Source organism: Acinetobacter sp. CY05, from assembly GCF_059515805.1.
In genome coordinates this window covers 101,035-125,966 of record NZ_JCAKMW010000004.1, presented here as the reverse complement: position 1 = coordinate 125,966, position 24,932 = coordinate 101,035, and the positions used below count along the sequence as shown (strand labels likewise).

Here is a 24,932-nt window from a genome sequence, read left to right as displayed (position 1 = left end):
TGAGGCTTTTTAACTTAGTGCTGAATCATGACGGTTTTAATACGATTACCATCAAGCTCTGTGACACTAAAATGCACACCCTTATACTCAAGTTCTGTGCCTACGGTCACTTCACCTTGAGTCTGGTCAAGAATTAAGCCTGCAACACTAATATAGCTAGCATCTTCTTCGACTAAATCAAGCATACCCAATTCAAGTTCTAGCTGATATAAATCCAACATACCCGTAGCTTTCCATTTGCCTTCTTCGAGTTTAATTAAATCAAGTTGCTCGTCAGCGTCAGGGAACTCACCTGCAATGGCTTCAAATACATCAAGCGGTGAAATTAAACCTTGTACATTACCAAACTCATCGCTCACCAAGACCAATGAACCCTTCGAAGTACGCAAAGTATTAATCGCGTCAATAACCTTCATGGTTTCAAAGATATAAATTGGACGATGTAGACGAATTAAAGCTTTCATTTGCTCTTCATCATCAAGGACATCTAATAATTCTTTGGCACGTACAATACTAATGACTTTATCTAAGCTACCACGGCATACCGGGAATAAGCTATGCGGTACAGATAGAATTTTTTCACGGATCATTTCTGGTGAATCATTTAAGTCAACCCATGAAATTTGACTACGTGGCGTCATAATTGAGGCAACAGAACGCTCTGCTAGGGTCAATACCCCACCAATCATATAACGTTCTTCATCAGCAAATGCTTCTTGTGCTGGTGAATGGCTTGTCTCATCATCAGTTTCAATTTTTCCGCCCATTAATTTTAAAATAGAGTCGGCAGTACGATGACGTAACGGAATTTTAGCCGCATGTTTGGCTGTATTACGTAAACGGTATTGGTTAAAGCCTTCCATTAAAATGGCAACACCAATGCCTGAATAGATATAACCTTTTGGAATATGGAAACCAAAACCTTCAGCAATTAAGCTAATACCGATCAATAGCAAGAAGCTTAAACATAAGATGACAACAGTTGGATGACGGTTTACAAAGGTTGTGAGGGGCTTAGACGCCACCAACATCACCACCATAGCAACCACCATGGCCACCATCATAATACGGATGTCATCAACCATACCAATGGCTGTAATCACTGAATCCAATGAGAATACCGCGTCAAGAACCACAATTTGTGCAACGACTGCAGCAAAACCTGCATACACCACTTTGCTATTTGTGCTCTTAACTTCCGGTTTACCTTCCATCATCTCATGTAATTCTGAAACAGCTTTATACAATAAGAATAGACCACCACCTAATAAGATCAGGTCGCGTCCGGAGAAGCTGTGTTCAAAAATAGTAATCAACGGCTGTGTTAGGGTGACCAGCCAAGAAATCGCAAACAGAAGACCCAAACGCATCAGCAATGCAAGGGTTAAACCGAGAACACGTGCTTTATCACGTTGTTCTGGAGGAAGTTTATCTGCCAAAATGGCAATAAAAACGAGGTTATCAATACCTAAAACGATTTCTAAAATAATTAGAGTTATTAAACCAACCCAAATTCCCGGATCTAATAAAAATTCCATTAGTCAAGAACTCCGGATTGATTCATTGAAATCGTAAGTGTGGGCAAATACGCCCCCGGCGACGGATCCATTCAATATGACCTTTGCAACTAGAGATAATTTCATTATGCATAAACTGCCGCAGTTGTAATTATATTTTTTATTTTTTTTATTAAAATATGTGATCTATTACACACTACGCCACATATTTTTAGCTGAAAAATGCTTTATTTTTTATTGATTATTATATAAACCCCCTTAAACAAGGGATCAAATCTTAAATCTAGACCTTGTATACTCAAGTGTCTTGTCAACGCCATAACACCCCTCATGGACTTGGGTGGCAAAAAGGCAAAAAAATTGATATAGCAACTTGAGTTTTCACATAAAATAACAAATAATTGTGACGCAATTAAAACTAAAATACCGGTAACAGGAATAACATCACATGACTAAAAAATATGCTAAATTTTTGCCTTCGTCGCATAATACGAATTTTGAAGAGTTTCCTTTTTATTGGATCATGCAAGTTCATGCACAATACGTCAACAATGTCGATCATGCCTTAAAAAAGTATGGTCTAGACAATTCACGTCGTCGTATTTTAGTGGCATTACAAAGTAAACCCAATGCTAGTGTCTCTGACCTCTCTCAAATGGTGGTGTCTAAAATGTCAACCACCACAAAAATTATTTATCGACTCAAAGATGAAGGTTTAGTCGACACCTATTCATGCGAAGATGATGCACGTATTACACGCGTGGTATTAACACAAAAAGGCATCGAGATGACGGAAAAGGTAAATGACTTAACGGGTATTGTGTTAGAGCAATCTTTTGATGGCTTAACCCCATTACAAATTGAGAAAATGATGGATGGCCTCAAACAAATCTTTAAGAACTTGGCCCATTAATGCTATAGCGCATCGAAAAAGTTGAGTTGTGGACTCACTTTTTCGATTTTCGCCTTAGACACGTGTGAACATTCAAACTCCTCTACTGGAAAACCTTGAACAAAAGAACTTAAATTGGGCTGTTTTAAACTCAGCCACTCCCCTAAACGTGCTTCAGGGATCACAATCACTGAACGTTTAATCGGTCCCGGCTCATGAAAGTCTTTCATCATCGGGTGATCAATCGCATCCATCGTAATCATGCTGGCTGAACGTACGATTTCATCACCTAATTTGCAAATTTCATACAGCGCAGCGATATAAAATCCCTTGCCATCACGGCGACGTACCCCCCAACGCTGTGGTTTACCATCAAAATATTTTGATTCGTAAAACTCATGCACGGGAATCACGCCAAATTTAGCTTTAGCCGCAGCTTCGGCAAAACTTGGCTTTTGTAATAAGGTTTCGTTACGGGCGTTGTAAGTACGTGTCGCGACTGATTTATCTTCTGCCCATTTAGGTACCAAGCCAAAATTGACCGAACGCCACTCTAGACCTTGGTTGGATTTAAACAGTAAAGGTAAAGCATAGTTAGGATAAACTTCCTCAGGATAGTCAAAAGGAATCTCAGGGAGTTGTAACTCACGCTGTTGGCTACGGGTTAGCGGTTTAAAGTTCGCACACATGCTAAAAAACACCTCTACAACACTTCAGCTATTATAACGTGAAGCATGCTCTAAGCTGAGGTTTTTTATTGTGGTAGGGTCAACCAATGGCTACGAGTAAACTCTTCAAAAATCCAGTGCCCGTTAAAGCGCCCTAGGCCTGAGTTTTTTTCACCACCAAAAGGTGCATTGGCATGATCAGCAACGGTAATACCATTAATATGCGTCATCCCTGCATCAATTTTTTCAGCAAACATTTGACCACGTTGAATGTTTTGGGTACATACCGCACTAGACAAACCAAATTCAGTGTTATTGGCTAAATCTACAGCATGTTGTTCATCTTTGGCTTTTAAAATCGGTAAAATTGGGCCAAAACTTTCTTGCTGAGCAATCTCAAAGTAGGGATCCACATGAGTAAAGACATGTGGGGCAACAATATTACCGTGAATACCCCCCTCATAGATCAATTCAGCGCCTAAATCTTGGGCATATTGAATGATCGCTTGATGCTTACTGACTTGAGATTGATTGATAATCGGACCAATCATCGTTTCTGCTAAGTTTGGATCGCCCACTGGAATTTTTGCCACAGCCTCAAGCAGTTTTTCCACATATGCATCATGAATAATTTGATCTACAATCACACGATTAGTACTCATACAAATTTGCCCTTGATGTAAAAAACGCCCCATAATGGTTAATTCAACGGCTAAATCTAAATCAGCATCATCTAAAATGACCAAAGGCGCATTACCACCGAGTTCCAAAGCCAAGCGTTTTATCCGTGAGCTGGCCAAGGCTTTACTGCCTACCCCTTGCCCCACTTCGGTTGAACCGGTAAAAGAAATCAGTTTAGGCGTAGGATGCTCTACAAAATAGTCTCCAATTTCACGACCACTGCCCACCACGACATTCAGCACCCCACTCGGTGTACCGGCTTCTTCAAATAATTTTGCCAATAAGGTTCCACCTGTCACTGGGGTATCACTGGCCGGTTTTAACACCACGGTATTACCACAGGCAATTGCTGTGACCACTGAGCGCATAGACAAATGAAAGGGGAAATTCCATGGGCTAATGACCGCAATTACCCCTAAAGGTTTACGTAGGACATAACTTTGACGGCTGGGGTCTTGGCTGCTTAAATGTTCTTGTTTGAACCAATCTGGAAATTGCGCGCTATATTGAATGATACCCAAGGCTGCATCTACTTCAATATTAGCTTTCATGCGTGTGCTACCAGATTCGTTAATTAACCATTGCACAATCTCTTCACGGCGTTTTTGGATAATATGGGCTAAATTCTCAATAATTTTGACTCGCGTCTCTTTACTGTGTAATACCCCTTGGCGAAAAGCCAATGAGGCTGCGGTATAAGCTGTATCGACATCATCACTATTGGCACATTGCAACTGAAAAATGAGCGCTTGGCTATAAGGATTAATATTTTCTAAATGATGTGTTGAATTACCGATCTGCCATTCACCGGCAATAAATTGTTGATTTAAATTGTGGTAAGCCTGCATGATGATAGTCCTTATTTTGATCTGCCATCACTTTAACAGAAGCTGAAAAAACCTGCCTACCTCCGCCACGATTTATTACCTGTTTATACATATTGCTAAACAGTGATACGCAAGGCATAAAAAAAGCCTCCGAAGAGGCTTTTTAAATTACATAGGTTTAGTCACCTGTATAACCTTTTAATTTTAAACGCGCTGCGTGTAGTAGTGGCTCGGTGTAACCAGCAGGTTGTTCACCACCTTTGAAAATTAAATCAGAGGCTGCTTGGAATGCGATGTTATTGGCAAGGTCAGCCGACATTGGCGTATAAAGTGGATCATTGGCATTTTGCTCATCCACGATTTTTGCCATACGTTGCATTACTTCTTCAACTTGTGCACGGGTTACAATACCGTGACGTAACCAGTTCGCCACATGCTGTGAAGAAATACGTAAAGTTGCACGGTCTTCCATTAAGCCAACATCGTTGATATCCGGCACTTTAGAACAACCAACACCAAGGTCAACCCAACGTACCACATAACCTAAAATACCTTGGCAGTTGTTTTCAAGCTCTTTGAGCTTTTCTTCTTCTGTCCAATTGGTGTCTTTGGCAAGTGGTGGTGTCAATAAGTCATCTAATGGCAATGCTTCTGTTGCAAGAAGTTCTTGCTGACGGTTTGCCACATTAATTTGATGGTAGTGAATCGCGTGAATCACCGCACCTGTTGGTGATGGTACCCATGCACAGCTTGCACCCGCTTCTGGATGTTCAGTTTTAGTTTTGTACATATCAAGCAGCATGTCTGGTTTTGGCCACATGCCTTTACCAATTTGCGCTTTACCACGTAGACCTGTTTGTAAACCCACCATGACGTTGCGGTTTTCATAGGCTGGGAACCAAATTTGACCTTTGATTTCGCCTTTACGTACGAATGGACCTGCTTCCATAAAGGTATGAATTTCATCACCAGTACGGTCCATGAAACCTGTATTAATGAAGATGGTACGATCTTTGGCTTGCGCGATACAGTTTTTTAAGTTCACAGATGTACGACGTTCTTCATCCATGATCCCAATTTTGATTGACTTGGCAGGTAGACCAAGCGCTTGTTCAGCACGTTCAAACAGTTCTACCGCAAATGCCACTTCTTCAGGACCATGCATTTTTGGCTTCACGATATACATTGAACCTTTACGCGAGTTCTTAATCGTGTTTTCGCCACGGATGTCCGCAATGGTTAATAACGGTGTTACTAACGCATCCATAATACCTTCGTAGATTTCTTGACCATCTACAAGGATTGCAGGATTGGTCATCAAATGGCCGACATTACGCAACAACATTAATGAACGACCGTGAACTTTAGTTTCGCCACCCTCAAGGTTTTTGAAAGTGCGATCAGCATTGAGTTTACGGGTAACTGTTTTACCATTTTTCTCAATAGACTCTTCTAAAGTACCGCGCATTAAGCCTAACCAGTTGCGGTAGCCTTCTACTTTCTCTTCAGCATCAACCGCAGCAACTGAGTCTTCTAAGTCTTGAATCGTAGTTACAGCAGCTTCTAATACAACGTCTTTTACGCCAGCCGCGTCTGTTTGACCAATTGCGCTTGATGCATCAATTTGAATAATTGCATGTAGACCGTTGTTTTTAAGCACAACTTCTGTTGGTGCAGCAGCATCGCCATTAAAGCCCACAAATTTAGATGCATCAGCAATTGTAGTTGTAGAGCCATCTTTTAAGCTTACAACCAATGCATTGCCTTCAACAGTATATTGGGTTGCATCGGCATGTGAACCATTCGCTAAAGGGAAAGTTTCGTCTAAGTAGTTTTTTGCAAAGGCAATTACTTTTTCGCCGCGTTTTGGGTTGTAGCCTTTGGTTTTTTCTGCACCATCTTCTTCCGAGATTACGTCAAAACCGTAAAGTGCATCGTATAAAGAACCCCAACGTGCATTGGCAGCGTTTAAGCAGTAACGTGCATTACGTACAGGTACAACCAGCTGTGGGCCTGCAATGGTCGCAATTTCTTCGTCGACATTTTCTGTGGTAATTTGGAAATCTTCTACTTCTGGTAATAAGTAGCCAATTTCAGTTAAGAAGGCTTTGTAAGCTTCTAATTCAAAAGTGTTATTACGGTGCCATTCATCAATTTGTGCTTGAATTTGGTCACGCTTAGCCAAGAGTGCTGTGTTTTTTGGACTAAGATCGACAACGACTTGTTCGAAGTTGCTCCAATAAGTCTCACTGTCGAGACCTGAACCTGGTAGTGCTTCATTTTCGATGAAATCGTAAAGTTCTTTAGCAATCGCTAACTTGCCTTTTTGAATACGTGCAGTCATTGTCTTTCCTGATATTGCTATTTTTTATTCCAAGAGCTTCCGAGTATACCCATTTATACCGTTCTGAATAGGATTATTAATAAACAAAATAATGGGCATTTTTTAAACACAGTATTGATTTATTAACATCATCAGAATGAATGCTCTTTTATAGTGTATAAAGTTTTTGAAATGTCTAAATTAGACTTAAGTTCAGATTTTCGTTCAAAAAACCATCGATAACGCAATTTTTTAGATTTATTTACATGCTACAAGTAAAGAAAAGCGCCCGTAGGCGCTTAATTTTAGACTTCGGCTTTTTCAGGATTATTATCTTGAATTTGTCGATGTGCCGCATTTAAGTAATCATCGGACTGCATTTCAAGTAAACGTGAACGGGTACGTTCAATCTCAAAGGCAAGTTTTTCACCTGAATAAATCTCAATAATATTATCTTCTGAAGTCAGTAATAATTTTACACCGCGATCATAAAATTCATCGACCAAATAAATAAAGCGACGCGTACCATCGGCCAAATAATCGGTCAAATGCGGAATATTACTCACCAACACAGTATTATAAATATTGGCAATTTCAATAAAATCGGCTGGGCTACGTGGTTTTAAGCATAAATCAGCAAAATCACACCACAACACATCTTCAGTATGACAAATCGTTTTCACCTGACGATTATTAATCACAATATCATCGCTAGATTTAGCTTGTGTTTGCGTCAGGGCATCAAAACGTTGTTGCATCCATGCTTCATGTTCGGGATTCAATGGATATTTAAATAGTTGTGCTTGTTTTAACACCCGTAAACGATAATCTACACCAGCATCTACGTTTAAAATCACACAGTTTTGCTTAACCATTTCAATGGTTGGCAGAAAACGATCACGATGAATCCCATTCTTATATAAACCATCGGGTGCAATATTGGACGTTGCCACTAAAGTAATGCCACGCTTAAATAATTTTTGGAATAAATCACTTAAGATCATCGCATCAGTCACATTAGACACGAAAAATTCATCAAAACAAATAATCACAGCATCTTTATAGATTTGATCAGCAACGATATCTAATGGGTTTTGCTGACCCGATAATTTATTCAGCTCTTTATGCACATATTGCATAAAGTGATGGAAGTGCATACGGGTTTTACGACGAAATGGGACAGCATTATAAAATTGATCCATCAACCAAGTTTTACCACGTCCAACCCCACCCCACATATATACGCCTTGTGGTGCAGTTTGACGACGAAAGCGTGCAAATGGTTTTTTTGCGGCTTTATAACGTTGGATCAGTTCTTGCCACACACGATCTAACTCATGCACAGCCTGTGCTTGCGCCTCATCAGGCATAAACTGCCCAGACGCTAAAGCTTGGGCATAGCGCTCTGCGGGCGATAATGGGTTTGAAGTTAAGTCAGACATATCATTGCATACTATTTTGAGCTTAAAGGAGTATAACCAAGATTCAGCATTGTGCTATAACACTTTGGCTTATTTATGGTATTGGCGCGGACTTTGTCCAAACCAACGTTTAAACGCATGATTAAAAGCAGCTGGCTCTGAATAACCTAACAGCTCAGCAATCATTTCTATGGAATATTCTTTATATTCAATTAATTCTAAGGCTTTATCTTTCATAATTTGTTCACGAATATCTTTATAACTCCTCCCTAGCTGTTGTAATTGATGTCTTAACGTACGCTCTGGAATTTGTAACACGTGTGCCGTTTGTGCCATGCTTGGCAACATGCCTTGTTGTAACTTTAAATAGTCATACACCCGTTGCAGTAAAACCGGTTCTTTTTCATCAATTTTTAACCGATTCATCTCACTTATGCACTTATGTTCATAGGTTTTAAAGGTCATGGCATCTGCTGAGGGAATCTTCTTATCTAAAACTGCACGATCACACCAAAAAACTGCTTCACCACGGTCAAAAATTAAATTCTCACCATAAACACGGGCATAATTTTCCATGAGTTCGTCGGTTTCAGGGGCAAAAAATGGCAACTCAATGGCAAATTTGGGCACCTTTAAACCCATGGTTTTGTACAGGTCTGATAAAAACTTAAAGGTACTGGAGATTTCACAATGGGCACTTAGTAAGCCTAAGTCGGTATTCAGCTGTTCTGGCACATAACATAGACCTACCCGGTCAGCTTCATAACGCAAACTTAGTTCACCAGTCAAATGTGTTAAGCGTTGATATTCAACCGCTTTTTCTAAGGCAATCTCTATCCTCGCGCTGGTCACTAGCAACATGAGCAAGGGTCCATAACCCACTAAATTATAGTGTTGCCCAATCCATAGACCCAAAGCAGGATTGACGTTTTTGCCCACGACTTGTAGCAAATTCCACTCTAGACTTGGATGAATCACTGCACTGCTTTCTAAAGCTTCAGCCCTTAAGCCTACTGCATGTAACTTAGGATCAACCTCTAGACCTGCCTTACGCATGCCTTGAATTAAGTACATCAGCCCTAAAATCGATCTCTTCATAATTTTGCCACAGCTAAACAACACTTACGTTTTTACGCTATTTTAGGGTGTTTGAACATTGCCGAAATGATCACTTTTAAGTTTAACTGCTCAATCTATATACAAAACTATTTCATCGGCTGCTCGAGCTAAGTATCATAAGCCTAGATTATTTTTTTGCGCTTTTTATGTACTCTGTGTGGCTGATTTTGCAATTGCTGTTGTGTTTAAGCTTGGGTTTTATATTGGCAGACAAACTTCCGGCCCTCATCAAAACACTTGCTTTTAAAATACTGCCTTATTTTAGTTATATGCTATTAGTCGCGATCGCGATTGAGTTTTTTCAAGCCTTACATGCCATACCAAATTTAGATGTCATTTTGCGCCCTGCCTTGACCTTAGCCGCTAGCACCTCTCTAGGTGCATTTATGTGCTGCTACTTGTGTTTTAAAGCCTTGGGGTATCAAACCAACCATGGTCGCGTTAATTTATCCTTAGTGCTCAGCTCACTATTGAATATTAGTTATGCGCTTTTAGCTTTAATGTTAGGTATTTTAATCGCTTATTATGCTGAACTATCGCAGTTAAGCCTACACATCAATAGTTGGTGGTTATTGCTAGCCTTTATGTTATTGATTGGTTTAGACCTCGCCTACACACCTCTTAATCGCTCATGGCTAAATTGGAAAATTTTACTGGTGCCCTTAGCGTGTATTGTCGGTTCAATTTTTGGTGCCTACATCAGTTATCTGCTGCTAGAGCAATTGACTTTTCAAGATGCCTTATTATTTTCGCAAGGCTATGGCTTTTACTCGATGTCAGGCATTGTCATTAGTGAATTAAAGGGGGCTGAATTAGGTAGTATTGCCTTAATCAATGATTTATTTAGAGAAATATTTGCCATTTTACTGATGTATTGTGTGGGTTGGCGTTATCCGCGTGCTGCAATTGCCTCTGCAGGTGCAACCGCAATGGATGTAACCTTACCTATGGTCAAACAAGCTTGTGGTCATGATTTTATTCCACATGCCATGGTCAGTGGATTTCTGTTATCTATACTTGCCCCAATTGCGGTGAGTGTTTTAGCGGCGATTTGATTGAATCATCCCTACATTTAAAATCTCTCTAAATCCCTCTTTATCAAAGAGGCAATTTCCTCCCTTTGAAAAAGGGAGGTTGGAAAGGGTTTTTACAATGTCGCTAAAATATCTTTTAGAGTCTGACGCATATTTTCAGATTTGGTAATCGGGCGACCAATAACCAAATGCGTTGAACCATCGAGCATGGCTTGTTTAGGGGTCACAATACGTTTTTGGTCATCAGCTGCTGAACCTGCAGGACGGATGCCAGGTGTGACTAAGGCAAAATCTTGCCCTAAAGTATCACGTAGCATTTTTGCTTCTTGCGCTGAACATACCACCCCATCTAAACCACTGTCTTTGGTAAGACTTGCTAAGCGTTTGACATGTTCAAAAGGTTCAATATCCAAACCTAAATCTTTGAGATCTTCACGGCCCATTGATGTTAATACAGTCACAGCAATCAGCTGTGTGTTGTAGTTACCTGCTTTTAAACGCTCAACACAAGTTTCCATCATTTGACGTCCACCTGAAGCGTGCACATTCACCATCCAGACGCCCATATCCGCTGCAGCACACACTGCCTGTGCAGTAGTATTTGGAATATCATGAAATTTAAGATCCAAAAACACTTCAAAACCTTGTTGATGTAAGGCTTTAACCACACTTGGACCTTCATGGGTAAATAACTCTTTACCAACTTTGACACGACATAAAGTAGGGTCAAGTTGTTCGGCAATAGTTAAAGCGTCATATTGGCTTTTGGCATCTAATGCAACGATAATACTCAAGAGACTTACCCTTTTAAAAAACAAATTAGACGCATTATAAAGCTTATTAAGCCAAGCTCAAGCATGGTGGCAAAATTATCTATTTGCTTTATAAAAAATTATCAAAAAAAAACACTCTAACGTTTTCACCTTAGAGTGTGATTTTTTTATTGTTTTTGGTGATACACCAAAGCAAAATATTTTAGCGAAAATTCTTTACACCGATGGACGATCTTCAGAATGAATATCTAAAACAGTTTTTTCATGTCGCGTATGGGCAGCAGCATCTGCAGCTGCAGCTTGAGCCACTTGAATTTGTTCTTTGCGTAGATGTTCAATGTCTTTACGTAATCGTTTAATTTCCCAATTATTTTGGAATACACGAAATACTTGTACACCGATAAGCAAGCCTAAAGTGATGCCCAATCCTAAGGTGATTAGGAGCAACAAACCTAAGCGCATTGCTGGAACTTGAGTAAAGAGTAAATCTACTGATAGCTCTGTACTATTTTGCAATACCAATGCTAAGGAATAACCAAAAACAACCAGCAATAAAACGACTAAAACGTAACGCATAGACACCCCTACGGAATTTTATTGATTGGCAGATTCATTCACAGCATCACGTAATGCCTTACCAGGTTTGAAATGTGGCACTGCTTTAGCTGCCACCTCTACCGATTTACCTGTTTTCGGGTTACGACCTACACGCGGCTCACGGTGGTGCAAAGCAAAACTACCAAAACCACGAATTTCGATACGATTGTCCGATGATAAAGCTGCAATCATTTGGTCAATCATAATTTTCACCGCTTCTTCCACAAGGGGTTCAGCTAAGTGTGGGTTTTTGAGAGAGATTCGCTCTATTAAGTCAGACTTATTAAGTGCTTCTGTAGTCATCATCGACCTCTTTAATTATCAAGCTACTTTTAACTTAAAAAGATAATAACCTGTTTAAATACAAAACGGTAGCGCAATAAGTGAATACTACGCTACCGTTTATAGTATTTGTGTAAAAAGTATTGCTTAAATTACATTAACAATACAATTTACCCATACACATTAGTGGTTCATTTGAGCTTTGATCAAATCACCGATCGTCTTAGGACCGTTGTCTTGAGCAGTTGTTGCAGTTTTTAAGTTGGCAACAGCTTCTTTCTCTTCAGCTTCGTCTTTCGCTTTGATAGACAAGTTGATAGAGCGAGATTTACGATCTACGTTGATGATTTTCGCTTCAACTTCTTGACCAACTTCAAGGAACTTAGTTGCATCTTCAACGCGGTCGCGGTTGATTTCAGATGCTTTTAAAGTTGCTTCAACTTCGTCAGCTAACTTAACAGTTGCGCCACGAGCGTCAACAGCAGTTACAGTACCTTTAACAAGCGCACCGCGTTCGTTAGCAGCTAAGAAGTCGTTGAACGGATCGCTGTTCATTTGCTTGATGCCAAGGCTGATACGGTTGCCTTCAGCGTCTACAGACAAGATAACCGCTTCAACTGTGTCACCTTTCTTGTAACGACGAATTGCTTCTTCGCCTTGTTCGTTCCAAGAAATATCAGACAAGTGAACTAGACCATCGATACCGCCTGGTAAACCGATGAAGATACCGAAGTCAGTGATAGACTTGATTGTACCTGATACTTTCTCGCCTTTGTCATGATTTTTAGCAAACTCTTCCCATGGGTTAGCACGAGTTTGTTTGATACCAAGAGAAATACGACGACGTTCTTCGTCTACTTCAAGAACCATAACATCAACTTCGTCACCAATCTGAACTACTTTAGATGGGTGGATGTTTTTGTTTGTGTGGTCCATTTCAGAAACGTGTACTAGACCTTCAACGCCTTCAGCGATTTCTGCGAAACAGCCGTAGTCAGTTAAGTTAGTAACACGTGCTTTAACGATAGAACCTTTAGGGTAACGGCTCATGATCGCTAACCATGGATCTTCGCCTAATTGCTTAAGGCCTAAAGATACGCGGTTACGTTCGCGGTCGAATTTAAGTACTTTAACAGTAACTTCTTGACCCACTTCCACAACTTCTGAAGGGTGCTTGATGCGTTTCCAAGCCATATCAGTAATGTGAAGAAGACCGTCGATACCGCCAAGGTCAACGAACGCGCCGTAGTCAGTAAGGTTTTTGATTGTACCAGTAACTGTTTGGCCTTCTTCAAGCTGAGCAAGAAGCGCTTCACGGTCAGCTGAAGATTCAGCTTCCATAACAGCACGACGTGAAACAACAACGTTGTTACGTTTAGCGTCAAGTTTGATTACTTTAAATTCTAACTCTTTGCCTTCTAAGTGAGTCGTATCACGAATAGGACGAGTATCAACTAAAGAACCTGGAAGGAACGCACGTACTGGACCGATGTCAACAGTGAAACCGCCTTTAACTTTACCAGAGATAACACCAGTAACGATTTCGCCGTCTTCAAAGATTTTTTCAAGTTTAGTCCAAGTCTCAGCGCGTTTAGCTTTTTCGCGAGAAAGAACAGTTTGACCCATACCGTTGTCAAGTGCTTCAACAACAACATCAACTGTGTCGCCAACAGCAACTTCAAGCTCACGTTGGTCGTTTAAGAATTCAGCGCGGTCAACGATGCCTTCAGATTTAAGGCCAGTGTCAACTGTTACCCAGTCAGAGTCGATGCTTACTACAACGCCTTGGATGACTGCACCCTTTTCAACGTTGAGGTTTAATTCGCTTTCTTCAAAGAGGGCTGCAAAAGATTCGGTCATGATATTTCCGATAAAGTCAGCGGTCTTGGATCAGACAAGGCCGGTTTAATAAAACGTCTACATAGTCCATATAAACTGATCAAGCTATGCTTCTGCTGTAACAAATAGGTTAATTGGCTAAGCGCTGATCCACATAAGTGGTCATCAGTGCAAATACCTCATCAATGCTTAAATCAGAGCTATCGATGATGTATGCATCATCCGCGGGTCTAAGTGGAGCCACGAGGCGCTCCATATCTCTTTTATCGCGGGCGACGATATTAGCTAAAATGTCGTTTATTTTAACATCCAGCCCCATTGCCTGCAACTGTTTTACACGGCGTGATGCACGAGATTCAGCCGATGCAGTCAAATAAATTTTGGCTTGGGCCTGTGGGAAAATGGCTGTTGCCATATCACGTCCGTCTGCCACTAAGCCTGGGGCTTGGGCAAAAGCATGTTGACGTGTCAAAAGGGCTGTTCTAAGTTCAGGAATCGCTGCAACTTTTGAAGCAAATTCCCCCACACGTTCTGTGCGAATAGTGTGTGACACATCTTCAGCGTTTAGGAGTACCTGAATTCCTTGAGCACTCGTCTTAAATTCAATATCTAAAGCTGTTGCAATTTCAATACATTGTTGCAAGTGTGTATCTAAAGATTCTAAAAGCTGCTTTTGCTGTAGAGCTAAACCTAACAGACGGTACAAAGCACCTGAGTCCAATAAATGGAATTGATAATGGGCAGCGAGTTTGGCAGCCAGTGTGCCTTTACCAGAGCCACTTGGACCATCAATAGTAATAATTTTAACGCTCATGGTGTTTCCATTTTGCTGGTTAACTAGAATGACATTGCCAAGTTTAATGGGACAAAAATCAAAATGATGCGACACGATCAGTATACGGCTAAATTAAATCTGAGGCTTGTTGTTGCTGACGTTTTTGTTCACGTTTTTGTTCACGGCGCATTTTAAAAAAGGCACTTAATTGTGTTGAACACTGTTCAGCTAGACAGCCTGCATCGACTTGAAAGACATGATTGTAATAGCCTGTGGCAAATAAATCCCGCGCACTGCCTAAAGCGCCAGCTTTAGGTTCTGTTGCTCCAAAGACCACGCGTTGAACACGGGCATGAATTAATGCCCCTACACACATAGTGCATGGCTCTAAGGTCACATATAAAACCGCATCTTCGGGTAACCGATAGTTCTGTATATTTTGACAGGCCATGCGAATGGCTTGAATTTCGGCATGTGCGGTTGGGTCATTGGCTGCAATTGGGGTGTTAAAGCCTGTGCCAATAATTTGATTTTGACTGACCAACACCGCACCTACGGGAATTTCACCCAAACTTGCAGCATATGCAGCCTGCTCGTAAGCAAGCTGCATCCATTGTTCATCTGTTTTGATTACATCGCTCATGGCTTAGGCAATCACACCATAATGTTGAAGCAAATCATTCCAGCTTTGAATATCAGTAACAGGTGGATGAGCACTTAAAATGCCTTTTAAGGATAAATCCGTGCCTTTTTGCCATTCAGGTGCTAAGTCTTTATCAACTAAACGCGCACGCACGCCTTCAACAAAGTCAGGATGGCGGATCTTCCAAGCTGAAATTTGACGTTCTAACTCAAAGACTTCAGTCCAAGAATGATCTTGTTTACCCCATTGCCATAGCAACCAAGTTAAAGCCGCTGTTGCTGGTGAGCCTTTTTGTAGATTTTCACTGGCCTGACGTAACCAATCGCTACGCGCATCGCTTAAACCAATAATCGATTCATAATCGTGCTCAAAATTCAGCCCGCGACAGACACTTTGAATCACATCTAAAGAATTTTGTAATGGCCCAGGGCCTACTGGACGATGCATACTATTTAAAGTGTCATCAATGGCGCGGAAATCACCTGCTGGATAATGATCCCAGTCGATATTCACCATTTTATCTAAGACTTTGTCACGATGTGCATCACAAATATGGGTGGCCCAGCCAATCCCATAAGCACCCGCTGAGGTCATGATTGAACCCGTTAAACCGGTAAATAGACCAATAGCGCCACGATCCGCTAAGAAACGCGTTGCACCTACATCAGGATACAAACCAATATTAATCTCTGGCATAGCTAGACGTGAATATGGCGTTACTAAACGAAACGGTGCCGCCATAAATAGGCCTAAACCGCCGCCCATCACATAACCTTCGCCCCAAACCAATACAGGCTTGGCGTAATTATGTAATAAAGCATCCAGTGCGTACTCTTGCTCAAAGAATTTATTGGCTACATCCACTTCGTCATTAATGACCAATTGACGTAATTTACGTACGTCACCACCGGCGCAAAAGGCTTTAGGGGTGGTGGAATCTAACCAAATGGCTTTGACGTTATCGTCATGGTGAAAATCTTGGAATACAGCCAGTAAAGCTGAAACAATGCTTTCATCCAAAGCATGTAAAGATTTAGGACGATTTAAACGTACAATACGCCAGCCATTGGCAGCTTGTTCTACAATTAAATCGGGATGATAATCTTTTGTTAAGGGAGAATATGTCATGCGTCCAGCTGCCAATTGATCGGCTCAATGCCATGTTGTGTTAAATAATTATTTGTTTTTGAAAACGCTTTGCATCCAAAAAAACCACCACGATTGGCTGCCAATGGCGACGGATGTGCCGCTTTTAACACCAAATGCTTATCTGAATGAATACGTTGTCCCTTACGCTGTGCATATGCGCCCCAAAGAATAAACACAATATGCTCGCGCTGCTGATTCAAGACATCAATCACGTGGTCAGTAAAATCTTCCCAACCACGTTTTTGATGTGATGTCGGCTGTCCTGCCTCGACGGTAAGTACTGCATTTAACAACAATACCCCTTGCTCAGCCCATTGGGTTAAATTGCCATGTTTAGGAATATCTACGCCTAAATCAGCGTGTAACTCATGGAAAATATTACGCAAAGATGGCGGTATTGCAACCCCTCTTTGTACAGAAAAACTTAAACCATGGGCTTGATTGGGCCCATGGTACGGATCTTGACCTAAAATCACCACTTTCACTTGATCTAGTGGTGTAGTGTTAAGCGCATTAAAAATCAGTGAGCTGGGTGGATAAATGATTTTATCCGCCTGCTTTTCCTGCACTAAAAATTGTTTGAGTTCATCCATTTTAGGACTGAGTAAAAATTCACTCAGCGCCACCTTCCAGCTGTGATCTAACTGAACTTTGTCCAATTTTGCTTGTTGTTGCTCAGTCAAAGACATGATGATATCCATAAAGATGCAGGAAAATTAAAGTTTAACTTGAAGTTCAACCGGTGGGTTTTGGAAAGCTTGACCCGCTTTAAGTTTTTCATACATCTCAGGATCAGTCCATTCGCTTTGAATTTGTGCAGAAAACACAACATCTTCTAAACGTAATTCACCCATTTGTGCATTATTAATGTCTTCTAAAAAGCTTTGTGCATAGCCAGTGTCGGTTTCGTGCACAATCACTGAATAGACCTCTACATCGCCTTCGCCATTTTGAGTAATGGTTGAAGCCAAGACCTGTTGCGCAAGATAAAAGAAAATACGGGAGAATTGTTCAGCTGAGGGTGATACAGGTAAAGCCACCCAACGCGCACTAAAGGTTTTGCAGGCTTGAATATACTCAGCATCATCATGCTGCCAAAAACAAATGGCATGATCAAATGCATCATATAAATCTTTAATCACGCCTTTGAGTAAACCAAAGTCATAGACCATTTGCCCATGATCAAGTTTTGAGGCTTTGAGCAGTAATTCCACTTTATAGCTATGTCCATGAATTGAACGTTTGCAACGATCCGAGGTGCAATTACGGACAATATGGGCATTTTCGAACTTAAATAATTTACGAATTAACATATGTCGTAATAGGATCCAAAATTTGTGAATTTATTTAGATTATAAAGCAAAACACTCAGACTGGGCATTTATTTTCCTGTTTGCCTGCATCGGGAAAGGCTATTAAAACGGTGCTAGACTACGAGATAACACCCGAATATTCTGCCCATCGCGTTGCAATTGACTTTGCATATAACGTTTATAGCCTGAAAACTCAATCTCAACCAAGCCTAAGAAACTATTGGATTGTACAGCAAGCAAGCTATTCATCTGACTTTGTATTGCAGGATCAACTTGATCAAAAGGCGGCGTTTGCCAAAATTCATTTAAGTTTTGCCAATGTTTGAGTTGACCACGGCGCTGGGTTAATAGGTTTTCTACCTCACTCAGTTTAAGTTTAGGGTCAATAGTGCTAAGTAACCAAGCAGATGCGGTGTTGACATTGACCTTTTGCTCACGCGGATAGGCCGCCACATAGGGTTTTAATACCTGATAATGCTGCTGATCAAAACCACGGATTTGTTTTAGCTCAGCCACATCTGTTAAAGCCTGATTGGGTGCGAGATAGCCTTGGCCTAAACTTTGATAATAACCACTTTCAGCACCCATGGTTCCAGTTAGCTCATCATTTTGATCTTGCCAATCAATGAGCGCTTCAACCAACTCTGGTGCCAAATTAGCATGCTGCAAAACACGTATACACCAGGCTTGCGCAGCAGGGTTAATTTTTTCACCATCTGCTTGCACCAAACTATTGAGATTAAACTTGGCATTTTGATCTTCTAAGCGCCCCGTCACCAATCCACCATCGACTGGAAATGGCGGCATGGGCTGTGCCCAAGTTTCTTGTAAATGATCCAGCTCCGCAGCATTTTTTGCATCATCAATTAATAATTCAGAAAAAAAAGCTTCCGCACTTTTGGCATAGAGTAATGCCTGATTTTGCTGCATCAGGCTTTGGGTACCCTGTGCAGTAGCCCCTTGCTGTTTGGCAATACCTGCCGCCAAAATAGTGGCCAAAGCCACCATCATTAAGATGGTAATTAAAGCAATTCCACGCTGCCTTTGCATTAGCTGCTTCCTTGATGTGGCATTAAGCTAAAACGCCATAAATATTCAGTGCCTTGCACTTTCAGTTGAACCTCTAAGCCGCGCGGTAAAGCTGTGGTTTGCTGCGGATTTTGTGGCCATGTGTTAATCATCTCTGGATTCAGCAACAGCACTTTAAAATCCTCAACTTGAGTGAGCAGTTCACTCGAAATCGGCTGTAATTGTCCATCTTTATGCACATGCTGATACTTTAAACGATATAATTTTTGCGCTGTGGCATCATAACGATATTCAATACGTTCCTGCGCAAGCAGACCTTGCTGCAAGGGATCAGTGACTCCTGTTTTGGTGAAGCTCAAACGGCCATCTTGCAACTGCAGTGCGGGCTGAATTTCACCTTGGATCTGGGGAGCAATCGGTATCATTTGAGTAGTATCTTTTAATAGCTGTTGATAGCTGGCTTGCAATTGTTCTAAAGCAGCTTCATGTACTACATTACGTGTTTTGACTTTATTTAAATAATCAAAAACCTGCCAACCCAAAGCTGAGAGAACCGCAAAAATTGCAATGGCTACTAACAGCTCAACCAAAGTAAAACCGTTACGAGCTGCCATTTTGCGCTTGCCTATAATTAAAAAAACTCAATTGGGTGATTTGCCCTGTCACTTTGCTGGCCTCTTGATCATATAAGCTGACCTTGACTTCAATACGTTGTACATTGGGGCTGAGGGTGGTTTGACTGGTTTTATCAATCTGCCATGTTTCGCCTTGTTCCTCAATTTGATTGGATGCCGTACCTGTGAGCCATTCTTGTTGAATTTCCATACGGGCCACTTCGTTCATGGCCACAAATTGGGCTTTGCTACGTAACACCGCATGACTGGTGGCTTGGGTATATTGCATAGCCACTTTGGTCAGTGCCATCGCAGCAAGCGCAAAGATCGCCAATGCTACCATCACCTCAAGTAGGGTAAAGCCCTTAACGTTCATGCACTTTCCCTAAGTAATCAATTTCAATTTCTTGACCTAAAGCTTGCTCTTCAAAATACAATTGAATACGGGCAGGTTTCGCTTCACCATTGCCTAACCACATTAATTTAGGAGCTTGGTCAGCCAATAAGTCTAGATTACGAGCATTTGGATAAGACTGCTCAATCGGTGTAATTTCAACCCGTATTCCTGGCGTTAAAGTTTTTGCTTTAAACACATTAAGCTGTTGCCATTTCGCTTCATTTGAGTTTTGTTCAGCTCGATAATGTAACACTTGGTAGTTGGTGGCATCCTGCTGCGGCTGAAACTCTAGGGTCAACACTTGAGCTTGCTGATTCGCCAGATGATTAATATGCTTTAAGTCAAACAGTAGTAGCTCTCGTGCCTGCATAGCTTTACGCCGCTCTACACCTGACAAATTCATGATCACTAAAGATGCCACAATCCCCATCACCACAATGACAACCATGACTTCGACTAAGGTAAAACCACGCTCTGACATTAATGCAGTACACCTGTGTTTTGCTGTGGTAAATGCAACGCCTGCTCAATCGTGGCAATCCTTAAACTATCTCGCGAGCCTAAATAACGCTGATAAAAACTGGAGTTTAAAATCGCTGCTGTACCATGGGTAATTGCCCAAATCGCGGCTAGATAATCACGCCCAGACATACGACTGCCGATCTCTAATAAATATTGTTCGGTCATGGGAATAATGATGCGTAAGCGTTGGCGACGGATTTTATACAGTTCACTAAATAAGTGTTGAATACCTTGTCCTGTCATCGACAAACGCTCTTCAATTTGATGAAACAACACGGTGCGTTCAGGGTGGTGAAGATGGTGCAGCATAAAATAACCTAGATGCTCAGGAAATTGCCGATTGGGGCTACGAATCATGTCAAATAACATACGTTCATTGCGGATAATCAGCAGCATATATAGCTCATCTTTACTTTGAAAATGCTTATATAAGGTACCTTTAGCCAGATCGAGTTCGGCTGCCAATGCGTCTAAGGTCATCCCTGCTTCGCCATTTTCGAGCAGTAATTGCTCTGCAATCTGAAAAATAAGCGCTTCACGTGCTCGAAATTGTGCCTGACGATCCATCTTCACCGCGGTTCTCTCTTCCGTTAATTTTTATTTACTTTTGCGCGAGGAGATTATTGAAGTTCTGCATGGTAATTTCTGCCATCTCCTCTAGCGACTTATCATATACATCGCTTAGCGCTTTGGCTACAAAAGGCACATATTTTGGCTCATTTGTTTTACCGCGATAAGGTACAGGGGCTAAATAGGGACTATCGGTTTCAATTAAAACACGATCGAGTGGCACCTGCTTGGCAACATCGCGTAAATCTTGCGCATTTTTAAACGATACAATACCCGAGAAGGACACATAGTAGCCACAATCTAGCACTGCTTTGGCAGTTTCCCAATCTTCGGTAAAGCAATGTAAAATCCCATGCGTTGATTTTTCAGCACGAATAATATCCACCGTATCATGTTTCGCTGAACGGGTATGAACCACAACTGGTTTTTTTAGTGCTTGAGACGCATGGATATGACGCGCAAAACATTGTTTTTGCTCAGTAATAAAATCGGTACTATGGAAATAATCTAGACCTGTTTCCCCCAAAGCCCACACCTTGTCTTTAGAGGCCAGTTCAATTAAGTGTTCTGTGGTGGCACGCGCCATAACAGCGGGATCTTCACATGGATGTACCCCAACGGTATAACCAACATCAACATGGCGCGCAGCGATATCCGCTAAAGCAATATGATCATCAAGATCTACTGAGATACTCATAAATTTAGACACGCCCGCAGCACGTGCTTGGGCCAATGCTGCATCTAAATCACCTTGGTAGGGGGTTAAATCTAAGAGCGTTAAATGACAGTGAGTATCGACAAACACAATCTCATCCTATGTAATGATCAACAATTACATAGTGTAACTAGTCCTGCCTTCAGACTTAATACCCGCAAGCAATTTTTCTGCCTCTGATTTGTAATAAAGTCCCTTTTCACCACTGAGTTGAATACCAAAGCCCGGTACGCTAATGCCGTTTTGACGCTGCGAAATCCAAACTACTTTACCGGTCAGTGGTACTTTTTGTGGGTTATCCGGCAAGGTAGCAATCACAAAAACTTCTTCACCTAATTTTACAGGTAACTTAGAGGGAATAAATAAACCGCCACCTGCCACAAAAGGCATGTAGCTGGCGTAGAGTGTTTCTTTATCTAAAATATTGGCTTGAATAATCCCGCCCATACGTGATTGCATGATTGTCCCCTTTAAACATGCATGAGTTTGATACACAGCTGATCGACAAGCAAATTGCTTTGTACATTTTGTTTGAGCAATTGTTTGGCTTGTTGTAGATCGCTATATAAATGAAATAGATACTCTAAATCATAATGTGCAGCAAGTGCTGTAAAGTCCAAATCAATATTTTTAACTGCTTGACCCAATTTAGAAGCAGTTAGATCTGCCAGTAAATATTCAAACATCATTAAAAAGTCTGTAAATGCCAAGGCCTTGTTCCATTTATTGGCCATGTGCATCGGCATGTTTTTTTGGCTGACCAGCTTTAACCAGTCTTGTAAAAACTCAGCACGGCGCCCCAACCATTCACTGCCCGCCAATTCTAAAGCGTGTAGCGGCATTTGATTGGCCAGATTCATGAGTAAATCATATTGGCTTTGCCCAGCATTGGGTAAATGTTGCCTTAAATAATCTTGGGCTTGTTCAGGGCTGATCCGATCTAAGGCAAAATGCTGTAAACGGCTACGAATCGTGGCCGGTAATTTAAGATAATGTTGTGCCAATAAAATAATTAATACCTGCTCACCCGGTTCTTCTAAGGTTTTTAACAGGGCATTACTTGCGGCCGTATTTAACGCTTCAGCCGGCTGAATAACAATAACCCGCCAACCTTCGCCGGTTTGTTGTACAAATGGTAATAGGTCGCGGATCTTTTCAATCTTAATTTGCGCGTTTTGTTTCTTATTTTCTTCATCAGTACTCACATAAACATAGTTGGGGTGGGTATGGGCAGACAGCCATTGACAGCTACTACACTGCCCGCAGGCTGCGTGCGGCTGTCGCGCTTGGCAAAGTACCCAAGCCACAAATTGTTTGGCAAACGCATCTTTACCTGAACCTGTTTTACCATAAAACAGTAAGCCATGCCCCAAATTGGGAAAACGGCTGGTGAGGCTTTGCCAAAGGTTTTGTTGCCAAGGATAGACCTGCGGCGCAACGTCTTGCATAAATTCCTCTTTACTCAAATGCTGTGACAGGCATCGCGTTTAAACGGTCTAAGTCAGCTTGGGTATCAACACCGGGCGGTAAATTGGCTTCAGCAACACTAATCGCAATACGGTGCCCATTTTCGAGTACCCGTAATTGCTCCAGTGATTCAAGTTTTTCCAATACACCCATCTCCCAAGTCACATATTCTTGTAGTAATTGGACACGGTATGCATATAAACCTAAATGACGATATGCTGCATCATGCAGTTTTGGCGCAGCTTCTTTTACACCATCACGGTCATAAGGAATCGTCGCGCGGCTAAAATATAAAGCCTGATTGAATTTTGACATCACCACTTTCACAATGCTATCACGCTGAAATTCATCTAAGGCTTGAATCGGTTCGCATAAGGTTGACATCGAACAATCTGGCTTGGCTTCTAACAAATCAGCCACTTGTTGTACCAATTGAGCTGGCAACAGCGGTTCATCACCTTGCACATTAACAATGATATCTTGGCTGTCCCAACCCTTAATACGCGCCACTTCACTTAAACGGTCGGTACCTGATGGATGATTGGGTGAGGTCATCACCACATCAATGCCTTCCGCCTGACACACTTCGGCAATGCGGGCATCATCGGTCGCCACGCAGACATCGTCAAAACCTTGTACTTTTTTGGCTTGATCGACCACACGTAAAATCATGGCACGACCATGAATGTCAAGCAGTGGTTTACCCGGTAAACGTGAACTGGCAAAACGCGCGGGAATCACAATATGTTTCATGTCTTAACCTTTTGAACAAACACCCAGCAACTTGAGTTGTTGCATGAGGGTGGAATAACACAGCTCCGATAAAACTGCTTCCACAGGCACCACCCAAATATTATTTTTAAAATCAGGATATTGCTTGAGTAATGGCAACAGTTTTACCGCATCTTTTTCAGTGGTAATAATAGGTTGATGATCATCAAAGACTAAGTCTGAGAGTTCATAGTCATAATGATCTGGAAATTCATGGCATTGAAAATGCACAATACCCATCGCCTCTAAAGTTTGATAAAAGCGCTGTGGAAAACCAATTCCCACTACAGCATAAAAATTTTGCTTGGCATCAAACAATTCAGGCGTTGCTGCATGCAATAAATACGGTGCTGCAGGTTGCAAATGCATATGCATGCCACGCCTAGGCTGGCGGCTATGTTCAATCACAGTGGCGCTCTCTAAGCGACTTTTAGGCTCGCGCAAATAGCCTTCAGGTAAAATTTTCTCATTACCTAAACCACGATTTTGATCAAGCACAATCCATTCAATATCACGTGCTAAGGCCAAATGCTGTAAACCATCATCACTAATAATTAAATCGAGTTCATAACGGCTTAATAAGAGCTCAATACTTTCACGGCGATTAGGTCCCACAGCCATCGGTGCTTCAGTGGATTGCACAATTAAACATGGCTCATCACCAACTTGCTCTGGGGTGGCATCTAAATCCACCCAAGCTGGAAATGGGCCACGTCCGCCATAACCACGACTAATTACTCCAACGCGGATGCCTTGGCTGTGTAAATAATTGACCAATTGAATTAAAAGTGGGGTTTTGCCGCTACCGCCCACGGTAATATTGCCAATCACCATCACAGGTACAGGTGCACGATAAGCGCGTTTTAAGCCTTTTTGATACAAGGTTTGATTGAGTAAAAATCCTGCACGATACAGCCATGACAAAGGTCGCAGCAGCACCAGCCATTTTGCTTGTCTATGCCAAGCCTGTTGGATCAACTGTGCCAATGCCATG

27 protein-coding genes are annotated in these 24,932 nt (G+C 41.5%); 2 read left to right on the top strand and 25 right to left on the bottom strand.

What is annotated here, in order from left to right; all coding sequences use genetic code 11:
* Window positions 1-14: 14 nt before the first annotated feature.
* The gene (locus AC5YCD_RS05690) at window positions 15-1,538 is read right to left on the bottom strand and encodes a DUF475 domain-containing protein (protein WP_496129100.1); all 1,524 of its coding nucleotides are present in this window, start codon (window positions 1,536-1,538) and stop codon (window positions 15-17) included.
* A 427-nt stretch (window positions 1,539-1,965) separates the two neighbouring features.
* Between AC5YCD_RS05690 and AC5YCD_RS05685 the strand changes: the two genes are divergently transcribed.
* Window positions 1,966-2,430 carry a MarR family winged helix-turn-helix transcriptional regulator gene (locus AC5YCD_RS05685; RefSeq protein WP_496129099.1) on the top strand — a complete coding sequence of 155 codons (465 nt, stop codon included), beginning with the start codon at window positions 1,966-1,968 and terminating at the stop codon, window positions 2,428-2,430.
* A 2-nt stretch (window positions 2,431-2,432) separates the two neighbouring features.
* Here AC5YCD_RS05685 and AC5YCD_RS05680 read toward each other — a convergent pair whose 3' ends face one another.
* From AC5YCD_RS05680 to AC5YCD_RS05660, 5 genes are all read right to left on the bottom strand, one after another.
* The gene (locus tag AC5YCD_RS05680) at window positions 2,433-3,098 is read right to left on the bottom strand and encodes an SOS response-associated peptidase family protein (RefSeq protein ID WP_496129098.1); all 666 of its coding nucleotides are present in this window, start codon (window positions 3,096-3,098) and stop codon (window positions 2,433-2,435) included.
* A gap of 65 nt (window positions 3,099-3,163) precedes the next feature.
* Window positions 3,164-4,606 (bottom strand): aldehyde dehydrogenase family protein, encoded by a 1,443-nt coding sequence (locus AC5YCD_RS05675; RefSeq protein WP_496129097.1) that lies wholly within the window; start codon window positions 4,604-4,606, stop codon window positions 3,164-3,166.
* A 157-nt stretch (window positions 4,607-4,763) separates the two neighbouring features.
* Window positions 4,764-6,929, bottom strand: a complete 2,166-nt coding sequence (locus AC5YCD_RS05670; protein ID WP_496129096.1) for a malate synthase G — start codon at window positions 6,927-6,929, stop codon at window positions 4,764-4,766.
* 284 nt (window positions 6,930-7,213) lie between these two features.
* A complete protein-coding gene (gene zapE, locus AC5YCD_RS05665; RefSeq protein ID WP_496129095.1) occupies window positions 7,214-8,350 on the bottom strand; it encodes a cell division protein ZapE in 1,137 nt (378 codons plus the stop codon).
* Window positions 8,351-8,419: 69 nt separating this feature from the next.
* A complete protein-coding gene (locus tag AC5YCD_RS05660) occupies window positions 8,420-9,427 on the bottom strand; it encodes an AraC family transcriptional regulator ligand-binding domain-containing protein (RefSeq protein WP_496129094.1) in 1,008 nt (335 codons plus the stop codon).
* Window positions 9,428-9,594: 167 nt separating this feature from the next.
* Between AC5YCD_RS05660 and AC5YCD_RS05655 the strand changes: the two genes are divergently transcribed.
* The gene (locus AC5YCD_RS05655; protein WP_496129093.1) at window positions 9,595-10,503 is read left to right on the top strand and encodes a LysO family transporter; all 909 of its coding nucleotides are present in this window, start codon (window positions 9,595-9,597) and stop codon (window positions 10,501-10,503) included.
* A gap of 92 nt (window positions 10,504-10,595) precedes the next feature.
* On the opposite strand, the gene pyrF is transcribed toward AC5YCD_RS05655, so the two are convergent.
* The 19 genes from pyrF to lpxK all read right to left on the bottom strand — a co-directional run bounded on the left by pyrF (window position 10,596) and on the right by lpxK (window position 24,931).
* Entirely contained in the window at window positions 10,596-11,276 is a 681-nt protein-coding gene (pyrF, locus tag AC5YCD_RS05650) for an orotidine-5'-phosphate decarboxylase (RefSeq protein WP_496129092.1), read from the bottom strand.
* 195 nt (window positions 11,277-11,471) lie between these two features.
* A complete protein-coding gene (locus tag AC5YCD_RS05645) occupies window positions 11,472-11,831 on the bottom strand; it encodes a lipopolysaccharide assembly protein LapA domain-containing protein (RefSeq protein WP_496129091.1) in 360 nt (119 codons plus the stop codon).
* A gap of 18 nt (window positions 11,832-11,849) precedes the next feature.
* On the bottom strand, window positions 11,850-12,155 hold the full coding sequence (locus tag AC5YCD_RS05640; protein ID WP_496129090.1) for an integration host factor subunit beta: 306 nt from the start codon (window positions 12,153-12,155) through the stop codon (window positions 11,850-11,852).
* A gap of 162 nt (window positions 12,156-12,317) precedes the next feature.
* Window positions 12,318-13,994, bottom strand: a complete 1,677-nt coding sequence (gene rpsA / locus AC5YCD_RS05635) for a 30S ribosomal protein S1 (RefSeq protein ID WP_122897953.1) — start codon at window positions 13,992-13,994, stop codon at window positions 12,318-12,320.
* A gap of 109 nt (window positions 13,995-14,103) precedes the next feature.
* Entirely contained in the window at window positions 14,104-14,787 is a 684-nt protein-coding gene (cmk, locus tag AC5YCD_RS05630) for a (d)CMP kinase (RefSeq protein ID WP_496129089.1), read from the bottom strand.
* 88 nt (window positions 14,788-14,875) lie between these two features.
* The gene (gene tadA, locus AC5YCD_RS05625) at window positions 14,876-15,391 is read right to left on the bottom strand and encodes a tRNA adenosine(34) deaminase TadA (RefSeq protein WP_496129088.1); all 516 of its coding nucleotides are present in this window, start codon (window positions 15,389-15,391) and stop codon (window positions 14,876-14,878) included.
* Between the two features lie 3 nt (window positions 15,392-15,394).
* A complete protein-coding gene (locus AC5YCD_RS05620) occupies window positions 15,395-16,519 on the bottom strand; it encodes an enoyl-CoA hydratase/isomerase family protein (RefSeq protein WP_496129087.1) in 1,125 nt (374 codons plus the stop codon).
* Complete coding sequence (gene ung / locus AC5YCD_RS05615; protein ID WP_496129086.1) at window positions 16,516-17,229, bottom strand: uracil-DNA glycosylase; 714 nt, start codon at window positions 17,227-17,229, stop codon at window positions 16,516-16,518. The genes AC5YCD_RS05620 and ung overlap by 4 nt, the downstream gene beginning before the upstream one ends.
* A 27-nt stretch (window positions 17,230-17,256) precedes the next feature.
* Complete coding sequence (locus AC5YCD_RS05610; protein WP_496129085.1) at window positions 17,257-17,853, bottom strand: 6-pyruvoyl trahydropterin synthase family protein; 597 nt, start codon at window positions 17,851-17,853, stop codon at window positions 17,257-17,259.
* Window positions 17,854-17,955: 102 nt separating this feature from the next.
* Window positions 17,956-18,903 carry a type II secretion system minor pseudopilin GspK gene (gspK, locus tag AC5YCD_RS05605; protein ID WP_496129084.1) on the bottom strand — a complete coding sequence of 316 codons (948 nt, stop codon included), beginning with the start codon at window positions 18,901-18,903 and terminating at the stop codon, window positions 17,956-17,958.
* Window positions 18,903-19,496: a type II secretion system minor pseudopilin GspJ gene (gene gspJ, locus AC5YCD_RS05600; protein WP_496129083.1), complete on the bottom strand. Its 594-nt coding sequence runs from the start codon at window positions 19,494-19,496 to the stop codon at window positions 18,903-18,905. Before gspJ ends, gspK begins: the two co-directional genes overlap by 1 nt.
* The gene (gene gspI / locus AC5YCD_RS05595) at window positions 19,483-19,872 is read right to left on the bottom strand and encodes a type II secretion system minor pseudopilin GspI (protein WP_496129082.1); all 390 of its coding nucleotides are present in this window, start codon (window positions 19,870-19,872) and stop codon (window positions 19,483-19,485) included. Before gspI ends, gspJ begins: the two co-directional genes overlap by 14 nt.
* The gene (locus tag AC5YCD_RS05590) at window positions 19,862-20,374 is read right to left on the bottom strand and encodes a prepilin-type N-terminal cleavage/methylation domain-containing protein (protein WP_496129081.1); all 513 of its coding nucleotides are present in this window, start codon (window positions 20,372-20,374) and stop codon (window positions 19,862-19,864) included. Before AC5YCD_RS05590 ends, gspI begins: the two co-directional genes overlap by 11 nt.
* The gene (locus AC5YCD_RS05585; RefSeq protein WP_496129210.1) at window positions 20,374-20,982 is read right to left on the bottom strand and encodes a TetR/AcrR family transcriptional regulator; all 609 of its coding nucleotides are present in this window, start codon (window positions 20,980-20,982) and stop codon (window positions 20,374-20,376) included. The genes AC5YCD_RS05590 and AC5YCD_RS05585 overlap by 1 nt, the downstream gene beginning before the upstream one ends.
* 34 nt (window positions 20,983-21,016) lie before the next feature.
* A complete protein-coding gene (locus AC5YCD_RS05580) occupies window positions 21,017-21,790 on the bottom strand; it encodes a TatD family hydrolase (protein ID WP_496129080.1) in 774 nt (257 codons plus the stop codon).
* Between the two features lie 27 nt (window positions 21,791-21,817).
* A complete protein-coding gene (locus AC5YCD_RS05575; RefSeq protein ID WP_496129079.1) occupies window positions 21,818-22,159 on the bottom strand; it encodes a PilZ domain-containing protein in 342 nt (113 codons plus the stop codon).
* Between the two features lie 11 nt (window positions 22,160-22,170).
* Window positions 22,171-23,148 (bottom strand): DNA polymerase III delta subunit-related protein, encoded by a 978-nt coding sequence (locus AC5YCD_RS05570; RefSeq protein ID WP_496129078.1) that lies wholly within the window; start codon window positions 23,146-23,148, stop codon window positions 22,171-22,173.
* Window positions 23,149-23,158: 10 nt separating this feature from the next.
* A complete protein-coding gene (gene kdsB, locus AC5YCD_RS05565; RefSeq protein WP_496129077.1) occupies window positions 23,159-23,920 on the bottom strand; it encodes a 3-deoxy-manno-octulosonate cytidylyltransferase in 762 nt (253 codons plus the stop codon).
* 3 nt (window positions 23,921-23,923) lie between these two features.
* Window positions 23,924-24,931: a tetraacyldisaccharide 4'-kinase gene (gene lpxK, locus AC5YCD_RS05560; RefSeq protein ID WP_496129076.1), complete on the bottom strand. Its 1,008-nt coding sequence runs from the start codon at window positions 24,929-24,931 to the stop codon at window positions 23,924-23,926.
* Between the last annotated feature and the right edge of the window lies 1 nt (window position 24,932).

Excerpts from the sequence above, each read along its gene's own strand:
- AC5YCD_RS05690 (WP_496129100.1), bottom strand. The coding sequence starts at position 1,538 with ATGGAATTTTTATTAGATCCGGGAATTTGGGTTGGTTTAATAACTCTA.
- AC5YCD_RS05685 (WP_496129099.1), top strand. The coding sequence starts at position 1,966 with ATGACTAAAAAATATGCTAAATTTTTGCCTTCGTCGCATAATACGAAT.
- AC5YCD_RS05680 (WP_496129098.1), bottom strand. The coding sequence starts at position 3,098 with ATGTGTGCGAACTTTAAACCGCTAACCCGTAGCCAACAGCGTGAGTTA.
- AC5YCD_RS05675 (WP_496129097.1), bottom strand. The coding sequence starts at position 4,606 with ATGCAGGCTTACCACAATTTAAATCAACAATTTATTGCCGGTGAATGG.
- AC5YCD_RS05670 (WP_496129096.1), bottom strand. The coding sequence starts at position 6,929 with ATGACTGCACGTATTCAAAAAGGCAAGTTAGCGATTGCTAAAGAACTT.
- zapE (WP_496129095.1), bottom strand. The coding sequence starts at position 8,350 with ATGTCTGACTTAACTTCAAACCCATTATCGCCCGCAGAGCGCTATGCC.
- AC5YCD_RS05660 (WP_496129094.1), bottom strand. The coding sequence starts at position 9,427 with ATGAAGAGATCGATTTTAGGGCTGATGTACTTAATTCAAGGCATGCGT.
- AC5YCD_RS05655 (WP_496129093.1), top strand. The coding sequence starts at position 9,595 with ATGTACTCTGTGTGGCTGATTTTGCAATTGCTGTTGTGTTTAAGCTTG.
- AC5YCD_RS05645 (WP_496129091.1), bottom strand. The coding sequence starts at position 11,831 with ATGCGTTACGTTTTAGTCGTTTTATTGCTGGTTGTTTTTGGTTATTCC.
- AC5YCD_RS05640 (WP_496129090.1), bottom strand. The coding sequence starts at position 12,155 with ATGACTACAGAAGCACTTAATAAGTCTGACTTAATAGAGCGAATCTCT.
- rpsA (WP_122897953.1), bottom strand. The coding sequence starts at position 13,994 with ATGACCGAATCTTTTGCAGCCCTCTTTGAAGAAAGCGAATTAAACCTC.
- cmk (WP_496129089.1), bottom strand. The coding sequence starts at position 14,787 with ATGAGCGTTAAAATTATTACTATTGATGGTCCAAGTGGCTCTGGTAAA.
- tadA (WP_496129088.1), bottom strand. The coding sequence starts at position 15,391 with ATGAGCGATGTAATCAAAACAGATGAACAATGGATGCAGCTTGCTTAC.
- AC5YCD_RS05620 (WP_496129087.1), bottom strand. The coding sequence starts at position 16,519 with ATGACATATTCTCCCTTAACAAAAGATTATCATCCCGATTTAATTGTA.
- ung (WP_496129086.1), bottom strand. The coding sequence starts at position 17,229 with ATGTCTTTGACTGAGCAACAACAAGCAAAATTGGACAAAGTTCAGTTA.
- AC5YCD_RS05610 (WP_496129085.1), bottom strand. The coding sequence starts at position 17,853 with ATGTTAATTCGTAAATTATTTAAGTTCGAAAATGCCCATATTGTCCGT.
- gspK (WP_496129084.1), bottom strand. The coding sequence starts at position 18,903 with ATGCAAAGGCAGCGTGGAATTGCTTTAATTACCATCTTAATGATGGTG.
- gspJ (WP_496129083.1), bottom strand. The coding sequence starts at position 19,496 with ATGGCAGCTCGTAACGGTTTTACTTTGGTTGAGCTGTTAGTAGCCATT.
- gspI (WP_496129082.1), bottom strand. The coding sequence starts at position 19,872 with ATGAACGTTAAGGGCTTTACCCTACTTGAGGTGATGGTAGCATTGGCG.
- AC5YCD_RS05590 (WP_496129081.1), bottom strand. The coding sequence starts at position 20,374 with ATGTCAGAGCGTGGTTTTACCTTAGTCGAAGTCATGGTTGTCATTGTG.
- AC5YCD_RS05585 (WP_496129210.1), bottom strand. The coding sequence starts at position 20,982 with ATGGATCGTCAGGCACAATTTCGAGCACGTGAAGCGCTTATTTTTCAG.
- AC5YCD_RS05575 (WP_496129079.1), bottom strand. The coding sequence starts at position 22,159 with ATGCAATCACGTATGGGCGGGATTATTCAAGCCAATATTTTAGATAAA.
- AC5YCD_RS05570 (WP_496129078.1), bottom strand. The coding sequence starts at position 23,148 with ATGCAAGACGTTGCGCCGCAGGTCTATCCTTGGCAACAAAACCTTTGG.
- kdsB (WP_496129077.1), bottom strand. The coding sequence starts at position 23,920 with ATGAAACATATTGTGATTCCCGCGCGTTTTGCCAGTTCACGTTTACCG.
- lpxK (WP_496129076.1), bottom strand. The coding sequence starts at position 24,931 with ATGGCATTGGCACAGTTGATCCAACAGGCTTGGCATAGACAAGCAAAA.